Source organism: Nocardioides endophyticus (assembly GCF_039543845.1).
GTDB classification, from domain to species: domain Bacteria; phylum Actinomycetota; class Actinomycetes; order Propionibacteriales; family Nocardioidaceae; genus Nocardioides; species Nocardioides endophyticus.
Window position 1 is genome coordinate 210936 of sequence record NZ_BAABKN010000012.1, and the last position, 10449, is coordinate 221384.

Consider the following 10449-nt stretch of genomic DNA (forward strand, 5'->3'; position numbering starts at 1 on the left):
ACGCGCAGTCGCGGGCGAATAGACGCACCTTCAATAGCGCGGGTCGCGCAGATACGGAGGTTCCAAGTTCGACGAGCACACTGGAGGGGTGAAGGCCGCGATCCTCATCCTCGGGGTCATCGTTGCCGTGTTTCTCTACCCGTGGCTCCGCATACTCCTACGTCGGGAGCGGCACGATCACGCTTGAAAGCTCACACGCCGCTCGGTCCGATGCCACAAGTGAGGTGAACGATCGCAGCTACTTCGGTACGCCGAATGCTGCGTGGTCGGCGATGGAGAGCTGGTATCCCCAGTAGGTGTGCATGTCGTCGACCCATTCGAGAGGTAGGAGCTCGTGGTCGATGGTGATGGTGGTCCAGGGCTCGCCGGCCTCGTCGCGTGATTGGACGAGGGTGACGGTGATGTGGCTTGGCTCGGCCAGCACGGGTACCCGTTCGGTCCACGTCGGGTTCGGCCGGTTGGCGTTGTAGAGCCACTGCCAGTCGCGAACGGCACGGTGTGGTTTCTCGACCTCAGTGAAGGTCCAGTGGACGCATCCTGTGGTGCCGGTGAGCTGGTCGGCGTGGTCGTGGGACCAGCCCATACCGGTGCCGCCGGGCGCCTCCCAGTCACCGCCAGCCGCCGGCCCTCCGGACAACATCCAGCTGCTGCCTTCGACCCACTGGGAGCTCCAGGTCGTCAGGTGAGCGCAGAGGTCGAACAGACGGCGGCGGGTCCCACGGATGGTCCGTTCGACGTGCACGGACCCGAGTTCGCCTGACAGGGTGCGGGCTCCGGGTGCGGCGTCGACGTCGCGGCCGATGCGGGCGGCTGCGGCGAGACCCGCTTCACCTTCGGGGATGACGAGAGCCGGCGGAGGGTTCAGTTCGTGAAGTGCGTGCGGGCTCGTCAACCGAACCACGACCGGGTCCGCCGATGGTGCCGGCCAGGCTTCAAGCAGGTACCACTCCTTCGGTGGCACGTCTTCCTCATCGAGGTCTTCGTCCTCGCCGATGGCAGGGAGGCTGCGGCCGCGTGCACAGGCCCTGAGGCGGTATTGGCCCGCCTCAGGGAGCAGGTCGACCTGGGGTTCGTTGTCGACGAGTTCGGTGACGACAACAGCTTCGCCGGTGGTCAGTGACACCTCGACGACGTCTTCCCATTCGCCGCCGGGGTCACCCGGATCCCGGTCGTACAGCCGAGTCGTGACCGCAAACGGACCCCACTGGTCGGCCGTGTTCACAACGAAACCTTCGGCGTCGCCGCCGGGGTCTAGAACGGTCAGCAGCGTGTTGTTGTTCGGAAGCGTGACCCGGATGGGTTCGTCGTCCCACGCACGCAGCGGGAGGCAGGAGTACTCCGTCTCGATGACACCTGAGTCCTCATGGACCAGCGTTGCGCCCGTTGAACTGTCTGCCGCCATGACGTGCTCCTCTGCCTTGCCGATGCGCCCAGTGGGCACATCCTCGGGCACTGGCGTGTGCGCTCGTAGACCTTTCTGGGAAACACACAAGTGCTGGACCGCATGGTTGCCCTGGAATGGCCTGGTGTCCGTGGTGGCATCCGACGACTGACCCGGACGGCCGTCGGTCTACTTATCGGTTACCAGGAGCAGAACGCGGCACGTGAGGGCGTTCGGCTGACAAGATCCCGCTGTGACTGACAGCGCGGCGACAGCCTTCAAGGATCGCCTCCACCGGGTGGCGGTCGCCTTCATCCTGCCGACAGGTCTGCGCGTGGACATGGCTGTGACCCTCGCCGAGGATCTGGTGGCCTCAGGCGTTGGAGAAGCAGCGACGATCGCGGTCGCCGCGCTGGCTCGCGATTCCTTGGTCAGCGACGCTGAGCGGCCCGTGCGCGAGATGCTCGCGGAGCACGGCATCGACGTGCCCCAGACCCACGACGAACAGGTCGAGTATCAAGTGCTCCTGCGGGCGTTCGGCTATTGGGACCTGCCCATCCACAACTTCGAGGGACCTTTCTACGGTCAGATCGCCGCGTGGGACGACCAAGGGTCGCTGGACCGGGCACTTGTGACGATGCTGGACCGCAGGGACCACGAGACCACACCGCAGGCACGTGCCGCGGTCGAGCGAGCGATGCGTGACACGGTGCGACGCCACGTCGCGCCCAGGTAGAGGCGCGACCACACATCGGCTGCGGGCTGATCGCGGCTACTAGGAGACTTCACGCAGGATCGGTGTCTGGCCAGACTTCGATCTAGGTGATCGACGGGACGCTCTCATTGCGGCTGCCCACCTGTTCTTCGGTGTGGCTCTCATCTGGTCTGCGCCCCCGTCGATCACCGTGACGAGGCGTGGCTCCAGAGGGGACTGCCCAGCTCGTAGTAGCAATGCCCACCTCGCCGTCCTACTAGTTCCCAGCCACAAGACGAGGTGAGCACGATGAGCAACACGAACGGCGTGATCATCGGGGTCGATCCCCACAAGATGTCGGCGACGATCGAGGTCATCGACACCCACGAGCAACTGCTTGGCACCGGCCGGTTCCCGACCGACAAGGCCGGCTATTCCGCGATGCGGGCCTACGTGAAGCAGTGGCCTAACCGCACCTGGGCCGTCGAAGGAGCCAACGGAGCCGGTCGTCCGTTGGCGCAGCGCCTGGTCGAGAACGGCGAACGCGTCCTCGATGTCCCGGCCAAGCTCGCCGCCCGCGTGCGGCTCTTCGACACCGGCCACAACCGCAAGACCGACGCCCTCGACGCGCACTCGATCGCGGTCGTCGCGGTACGGACACCGGGCCTTCGCATCCTGTCCGCGGACGGTGAGCTCGAGGCGCTGCGGATGCTCACCGGCCGTCGCGACGAGCTCGCCCACCAACGGGTCCAGAGCGTGAACCGGTTGCAACGACTCTTGAGTGAACTAGTGCCTGGCCAGCGCAAACGCGACCTGTCTGCGGCCCAGGCCAAGACGTTGCTCGCCACCGTCCGACCCCGCGACATCGCCGGCAAGACGCGTCGGCGGATGGCAGCCGAACAGATCGCCGACCTCGTCGTAGTGGATGCGAAGCTGAAGAAGATCAAGGCCGAGCTGAAGACCGCGGTCCTCGCACGCGGCTCATCGCTGATGGACATCCACGGCGTCGGACCAGCAGGTGCCGCCCGGGTCCTGGCCGACGTCGGGGACGTCGCCCGATTCGCCGACCGCAACAGGTTCGCGTCCTGGACCGGCACCGCACCCCTGGACGCCTCGTCCGGTGAGCAGAACCGGCACCGCCTGTCACGGGCCGGGAACCGGCGGATGAACCACATGCTCCACATCGCCGCGATCGTGCAGATCCGACACGACACCGAGGGCCGCGCCTACTACCGACGCAAACTCGCCGCCGGCAAGACCCCGATGGAGGCGCTGCGGTGCCTGAAGCGACGTCTCTCCGACGTCGTCTACCGCCAACTCGTCGCCGACAACAACGCAGCTACCGCGGCGCTGGATGCGGATCCGGGAGGGCACAGCGGGGCGACTCAACAATCCAGCGCGGCCGACCTACCCCCGCGAATCGACACTTCGGATAAGCCACTTCCCGGACCCGCACCGTCGACGCTACGCCGCCAGCCGCATCGCCGGAAGACTCTCGCTCGCACCGGGCCTTGACACAGGGGGAGCCAGATCCGGGCGTTTGTCATCAGCGCAACGGCTGCGCCGTCGCACGGGACTGCTCCCTCGACTTCTCACCGGAGAGCGCCCAGTGCCACGCCCACGTCAGAGTGCCGCCGTCCCAGTCTGCGTGAATCTCCATGGGAGACGGGGCATGCTCGGCGACGTAGTGCCCGCTTGCCATCATCCGGAAGGTGACGACGTCGGGAAACTCGCTCGCGGCGACGTGCAGGGCCGATGGCGTCACGATGGTGTGCTCAACGTGCTGGAGACCGTCCAGACCGACGGCTTCGTAGTCAAGGCTCAGCGCGTGCTCGGTCAACCTCCGGACGTCGATACGACAGATGCACCCACCGCTCTCCTCTCCGCTCACCGTGCCCCGGTAAAGCCCTGGAGGGAGGGCCATCAAGACGATCATGATCGCGATTGCATCATGGCCGCGCCGTCCAAGTCACGGACGAACATCAAACGCCCGACAGCGCGCTCATCGGCAGATCCGCGCACCGTCAGCGGCAGATGAGTGCGTTACAGGGGCGAATGCGCTGTGAAGTCTCCCGGGTACTCATCTGATTCCACGGTGGCGCCCATGCTGGCCAGCAGTTGGATCTGCTCGGCGCTCATCCACCATCCCATCGCGTTGTAGCCGCCCTTTGGATCGTCGAACCAGCGGACCATCATCAGGCCTGCCGCGACGTCACCTCTGTCGACGAGATCTCGCACCCGACCAGCGGCAGGCGCGATGCGAGCAAGAACAGTGGACGCTTGTTCGCCGATTCGTCCGTGCGTCTCACATTGGATCTCCCACCGATGTGCGGCAGGGACCACCCGTGGCGATGTCCGTCGGCTCCCCATGACCGAGGTTCGATCCGGTTCGATCCCGAGATGCTCCGTTACCTGTTCGGCCGTGAGGGCTTCGCTGGCGAGCCAGAAGTAGCAGTACTGCTGAACCTTCCATGGCGAGTCCGACATGTGCGGCAACCTACGCGGTTAGACAAGAGGCGGCGCACCCAATTCGGCAGATCCGGTTGCACCATGGCGCCGACAGGCGGTGGAATGAAGTGCTCAGCGGAACAGGCAAAGCTTGACGACGAGCGGGAGACGACCTCTGCTATCGCGAGTCTGCTCAACGGACGAGAGCCGACACAAGCGTTCTCTCAACGCCGCTTGCGCGGCTTCGATGGCCGCTCCAAGGGCGAGCCATATCCGACAACGTGCCACCACCCGCAGTAGGGACATTGGACGGCTTCCGCGCCCTTTGCTACGCCCGCCGCAATGCTCGCAGCCTCTTCTTGAGTCTCGATCGGGGCGCGCTTGGTCGAACAACGGACGCCCCTCATAGCCCGGACGGTACTCCGCTTCGCCGGCGCCCGGGCGGCGACTGCGCGAGTCGCTGCTGCGCCGAACCTGAAACGGCTCGGCCTGCCGACGAGGCATCAGCTCAACCCGGGAGATTCGCATGTCTCCCGTTGGTCCAAGGCGGCGGATAGACGCACCTCCGCAGCCGTGCTCATCGCGGCTGCTCCGGTCGGTTAGCTGAGAACCCAACCGGCCGAGCGCAATGACGCGGTGCGCGGTCCGGATCCGAGATGCTGCCGTATCAACGAGGACCAGGACGGCACCGCCTGCGAGGCATCCGCCGGTCGATCGGGCTAGCCGCCGTCCGGCCGGCGTTTCGGCCTAAAAGGGTGGCTCGCTGTCACTCTCGGCCTGCCGGGAAACGACTCGGTCGGTCAGCTCGATCGTCCCGAGGTACCACCAAAAGATCCAGTCGAGGAAGACCGGATCGTAGTCGCCCTTCTGGCTCTCGCTGCGGTGCCGCAAGTCGAACTCGTTGGCGATCTGGAAGAGCGCCCCCTCGTCTCTCCGATAGAGCTCCTCCTTCAACAACGAGCGGCGGAGCTCAAGTACCCCCGCGAGCGTCGTACACGCTGACCGTTTGTCCTCAACGGTCGCACCGCGTCGACGGAAGAGAGCAACCGCGTGCTCGATCGGGCTGCGCGTGTCCTCGTCAGCGCCTTCGATCGTCGCGGTGACGAGGTCATTGCGCGCATCGCCATGGGCTTCGACCAGCCGACCCCGATCCTCACCCGAGGTCGCCAGCCGGAGGTCGAACGTGGTTCGGTCCAGCAGCCGGTTGATCAGCCAGAAGTAGATGTCACGTCCCATCTGGATGTTGAAGTCGCGGTGGTGCCATCCGCACCCGCCGTAGCCGTGGTTCGATCTACTTTGGGGAGCGGCGACGAACTCGCCGAGAACCTCGATCACATCCATGAAAACGTCGAGGTCGTCGATCAGGCGGTCGACGGAGAGCGGCCATAGGTCAGGCACGCCGATTTCCTCTTCGATGAGCACCGAAGGGTCGATTGATCGCGCGTCGTCTACGCAATCCTTCTGGAAAGCGCGCTCGAAGTAGCCACGCTCGTCGAGGTCGATGATCAGGCTGGTGAATCGTGCGACGGTCGCCGACAGCGAGATGGTTGGAGCTGTGCCATCTGGCCGGCCCCGCTGCGAACGGTACGGCCGGCGTTGGACCTCGTGCGGTAAGGAGTCTGCGGCCTGGAGCAGGTCGACCAGGTACCGGCGCCTCGGGGGGATCTGTTTGTGATTCGCTGGCTCGGCAGGGCCCCACGGATCGATCACCGGGCTGTTGGACGTGGAGCGAAATGTGTCGACCGGCCGGTTGCCGTCGAACGCGTCGTCGAGTAGGAGCTCTACTTCTTCAGCCCAACCTGGGGTGAACTGCTGCTGTGCGTTGATCAACTCCGCCAAGCGACGCCGGAACAACTCGCGCGGCCACCGCAACACATGGTCCTCGGCCTCGAACGTCCCGGGCAAAGCGTCACCTCTCCTAGTCGTCAGGGCTCCATGATGCCGCGAGGGTCCCGTTCGAGCGCAGAGGATTGCCGTGCGCAATCAGACGTTCCGCAGACTGTCGGAGCCATGCGACAGCATGGCTTGCATGACCGAAGACTTCGCGAAAGACGTACACGACCTGCTGGCAGAGATTCGTGGCGTCGCAACTTCGCTAACCGTGGGCGGGCCTGATGCTTTCGTGCGCAACTTTGAGCTTGGGGTGGGCACGTTCTCTCACGGGCCGGACCACGCTGTCGGCATAGCCGCGATGATGTCGGTTCGCCGCTTCGAGCAGATGAACGACGCCCGCGTTCAGTCGGGTCGCAAGCCCATCGCCTTCCCAGAAGCAGCGCTGCTCGAGCGCTTTCCAATCCGCAAGGGCGTCGTGCCTGATTGCCTGGCACTGATCGGTCATCTCATCGACCACGGGATGACCGACCCCGAGCCGGTCCGCGAGCTCGTGCGCGGCCATGGCGTCCCTGGATTCATGATGCTTGTGCAGATCTACAACGAGCTCGGGAAGATGCTCGTCGATGTCGATCCGGACCTCGATAGTTTGACGGAGTTGATGACCCGCGAAGCCCTCGCAGACGAGCGGGATTGGTTCGGCGGCGACTTCTGACGTACTGGAGCATCGCCGGGCTGCGGCAAACTGTGCCCGCTCCTCGGCAGATCCGGTCGCATCGCCGGCGCCGACAGGCGGCTGAGTGATGCACCGGCTCGGCTAGCGTCAGACCGGCACGACCGGACTCTCAGGTGCCGAGGATGAGCTCGCTTGGCCAAGGCAATGGGGAGGCATCTGCTACGGCGCCATCCCTGGGCCATTGGGCGTGACCAGTGGCATCCGGGCATGCTTTCCGTCGCGGGCTGACGGGCCCAACGGCGGCAACTGGCGGCGGCGGCACTCGAGCCGCGCGGAAACCCATTCGGTCGGTGTCGGTGGTGCGAGATTCAATGGTGAAGCGACCAACTTCGATCCGGCTGCTTGACCGGTCGGCGCCGGCGTTGGCCCAGGGGAGGAACGACATGACCGACGACACCGACGTCGACGACGTCAGTATGCGCATGCGCTTCTACGGCGCCGGCGACTACGCCACCTACTGGCAGAGCCAGGAGGCGGCAGACATCATCCGGCGGTTCAACCCGTCCGCCCCGCCCGAAGATGTCAACGGCATCCTTGAACTCCACAACGCACGCCTTTTCGTGGAGGCAGGCTTCACGCCGAAGGACCTGCCCGAGGCCGAGCAGGCCACGCTCACCGAGGCGGCCGGCCCCATCAGACGAGTCGTCGCCCAGTGGTTCCACGCGCTCGAGGACGAGGATCTCGATGACAAGCTCAGCGACGTCGACTGGCAGTACCACGAGCACCTCCTCGAGCTCCTTGCCGGACTCGGTGTTTTCGGACGCTGCAGTGCGACCCCCATGCTGGCAGCCCTCGACCGGGCCCGCATCCACCCCGGTGACCTGCTCACCAGCAAACGGCTCGTCGAGAACTACGACACCCAGGTCCGCGACCTCGTCCTCGCCGACCCCGACCGAGCCGAGCTCGTCATCCGCCACCACCTCGAGGACCAAGTCAGGAACGAGACCTTCCTCCCTGCCAGCCTCACCCCAGCCGACCAGCGCGCACTGATTCAGAAGTACATCGACAGCGACAACCCGAACGGCAACTACCTAAAGCTCGTCGCGAACGCCCCGATCGACGCCAAGACCGGTGTCGACAAGCGCCTGATCGTCAACGCCAAGCGCCGCTACGACGCCCAGGTGAAGGAGTTCTTCGCGACCAACACCGGCATCAGGACCGGATGCTCGGTCTCCGTGTCTGACACGCAGATCGAGCCGATGACGGTCTCCCTGGACGACACCGTCATCGAGTACACCTTCAGCGAGGCCTGGCTCGAGGACACCCTGGACAACGCCTCGGTCCTCAACAACTTCCAGTTCCTGTTCGAGTTCGCACCCGAGGACGGACTGCTGACGATGCCAGCCGTCGACAGCGAGCGCCGCGGTCTCGAGTCCGTCTTCGGCCTCGACGGCACCCACGACTACCTCACCGGGCACGTCTTCACAGCCAAGGACCTCGCGACCCTCTCGCAGACGGTCATGTACCGACGCTTCCTCGAAGCGAGGGACATCGACCTTGAGGAAGTGCTCCGCTGGTACTTCGAGGAGCACCTGGCCTCGGAGCTCGGCATCACCGGGTTCGCCTTCACCCCCAGCAGCTCCACCGCGAACTACCTGGAGCGGTGCCGCAACCTTTTTGCGGAGATGGAGTCGATCGCCACCCAGTACACCCTCTTCATCGAGGACGGCGAGATCGACCACGACGTGGCCACCGCCGGGGCAGACCTGGTCCGGTACCGCGCCATCCCCAGCGCGCTCGAGGGCAAGTACGCCTACGCGACCGACCACCCCGAGATCCAGTCGATCCTCCACATCCTGTTCTCCGACCAGTCACACCTCACCTACGTCGACGAAAACCTGAGCGGCGACAACGCCGTCGACCTCCTGGTCCGAAACGAGGTCCCCTATGAGGCACTGCACGCCTTCCAGCAGCCCATGATCGACAAGCTCATCGAGATCGGGCTCGCAAAGAACACAGGGCACCGCATCGTGTTGACGAACTTCCCGCTCTTCTCGGTCTTGAGGTCACTCAGTCACCACGAGGCAGTGGCCTACCACCACCTCGATCAGGCGGCCCGCGCCCACGTGGACACGATGATCGACGCAGGATGGCTGGTACGGCGCTCCTCCCTGCTGACCGAGGCCGAGGCCGCGTACTTCAACTACAACCTGAACTCGGTCGACTTCAGCAACGGCCCCAAGCTCCGCAACAAGTACCAGCACGGAGTCCAGCCCAAGGGCGAGGGCGAGGCCCAGCACCAGGACACCTACTACAGGGCCCTACGGCTGATGATCGCGCTGACGATCAAGATCAACGACGAACTCGTCCTCGCGTCGGCTGAGAACGGCATCCCGACCGCCGACGAGACCCCGGCAGACCGAGACAGCTGACCGAGCGTCCAGGTCAATCGGACTTGCGGGCGTCCATTGGCGCCTCGCTATATGTACTTCTCCGGAAGCGGCTCCGCATTCACGGCAGGGTTCACGTTGGAGGCGTCAAGTTCGACCGGCGCATGACTAGTGCAAGACATTGTGGGCGCTGCGCACCCGCGTCCAAGCGGGCGCTATGCACCTGCGTCTATCTGGGCGCAAAGGGCTACGCGGGTGGTCGTGCTGGTGACGTAGCCACGAGTTGCGGGGAGTGGCGGCACACCGGGCATCCTGAGTCGCCAGCCTGTCCACGGCGGTGGCTGAGCATGCCCTGGTCTTGCACGCTCCCTTTGAGATGTTTGCGGGCGCCAAAAAAGGAAGGTTTGGGGAGCTTCCAGCGTCCCGATGAGGAATCTGCTTGCGGCGCTGTCTCAGTGGACCCCAGCGATAGAACTCGATGAGGTTGCCGCCCGCGTCCTGCGTGGCGAACTGGCGAGCGCCGAGTTTGGTGTGAGTGACGCCGTCACGGGACACCGGACGGAGAACGTCCGATGCGCTCGGCTCGGCGTTCAGGCCATCGATGTCGACGGTGTCGATTCGACAGCTCGCCGTCCCCGCGAGCAACGATTCGGCACCATCTCGCGGTTCGTTACGTCCGGACCAGGTCAGGTCGGCGGCCTGCCCCGGCGCACGCGCGCTTGGTCGCCCTGCAAGACAGCCTCACGTTCGTCGACGTGGAGAGCATCGAACCCGAAACGCTCCCGGAACTGCGCGGCTGCCGTACCGATCTCCTGAACGGGAGAGCGGGAACCCTTGCGCCGCGGTCCAGCCATCACGCTGGGCCCATCTCGTGGGCGCGATGCGTCAGCGAGCTGCCGGCGAACGGCGAACGGCGAACGGCGAACGGCGAACGCGAGAAGGTAGTCGACGCAATCCCAATTGGGGATCGTCTAGAGCGTGTCTCCCATATCTTGAGTGAGGCGCGCTGCAGTCTGAGTTCGTGATGAAG

Annotated in this window: 8 protein-coding genes; 4 read left to right on the plus strand and 4 right to left on the minus strand. The window is 65.1% G+C overall.

The window, feature by feature from the left end; genetic code table 11:
- Positions 1 to 238: 238 nt before the first annotated feature.
- The gene (locus ABEA33_RS09855) at positions 239 to 1402 is read right to left on the minus strand and encodes an SRPBCC family protein (RefSeq protein WP_345526585.1); all 1164 of its coding nucleotides are present in this window, start codon (positions 1400 to 1402) and stop codon (positions 239 to 241) included.
- Positions 1403 to 1634: 232 nt separating this feature from the next.
- On the opposite strand from ABEA33_RS09855, the gene ABEA33_RS09860 reads away from it, so the two are divergent.
- Positions 1635 to 2117 (plus strand): hypothetical protein, encoded by a 483-nt coding sequence (locus ABEA33_RS09860; protein WP_345526586.1) that lies wholly within the window; start codon positions 1635 to 1637, stop codon positions 2115 to 2117.
- Positions 2118 to 2384: 267 nt separating this feature from the next.
- Complete coding sequence (locus ABEA33_RS09865) at positions 2385 to 3590, plus strand: IS110 family RNA-guided transposase (protein WP_345526587.1); 1206 nt, start codon at positions 2385 to 2387, stop codon at positions 3588 to 3590.
- A 31-nt stretch (positions 3591 to 3621) separates the two neighbouring features.
- Here the strand turns inward: ABEA33_RS09865 and ABEA33_RS09870 are convergent, their stop codons facing one another.
- The 3 genes from ABEA33_RS09870 to ABEA33_RS09880 all read right to left on the minus strand — a co-directional run bounded on the left by ABEA33_RS09870 (position 3622) and on the right by ABEA33_RS09880 (position 6428).
- Entirely contained in the window at positions 3622 to 4011 is a 390-nt protein-coding gene (locus ABEA33_RS09870; protein ID WP_345526588.1) for a hypothetical protein, read from the minus strand.
- 107 nt (positions 4012 to 4118) lie between these two features.
- On the minus strand, positions 4119 to 4562 hold the full coding sequence (locus ABEA33_RS09875; protein ID WP_345526589.1) for a DUF4279 domain-containing protein: 444 nt from the start codon (positions 4560 to 4562) through the stop codon (positions 4119 to 4121).
- Positions 4563 to 5270: 708 nt separating this feature from the next.
- On the minus strand, positions 5271 to 6428 hold the full coding sequence (locus tag ABEA33_RS09880) for a hypothetical protein (RefSeq protein ID WP_345526590.1): 1158 nt from the start codon (positions 6426 to 6428) through the stop codon (positions 5271 to 5273).
- 124 nt (positions 6429 to 6552) lie between these two features.
- Between ABEA33_RS09880 and ABEA33_RS09885 the strand changes: the two genes are divergently transcribed.
- Positions 6553 to 7068: a hypothetical protein gene (locus tag ABEA33_RS09885; protein ID WP_345526591.1), complete on the plus strand. Its 516-nt coding sequence runs from the start codon at positions 6553 to 6555 to the stop codon at positions 7066 to 7068.
- A 404-nt stretch (positions 7069 to 7472) separates the two neighbouring features.
- Positions 7473 to 9461, plus strand: coding sequence for a hypothetical protein (locus ABEA33_RS09890; RefSeq protein ID WP_345526592.1), 1989 nt, complete (start codon positions 7473 to 7475; stop codon positions 9459 to 9461).
- The last annotated feature ends 988 nt before the right edge of the window (positions 9462 to 10449 follow it).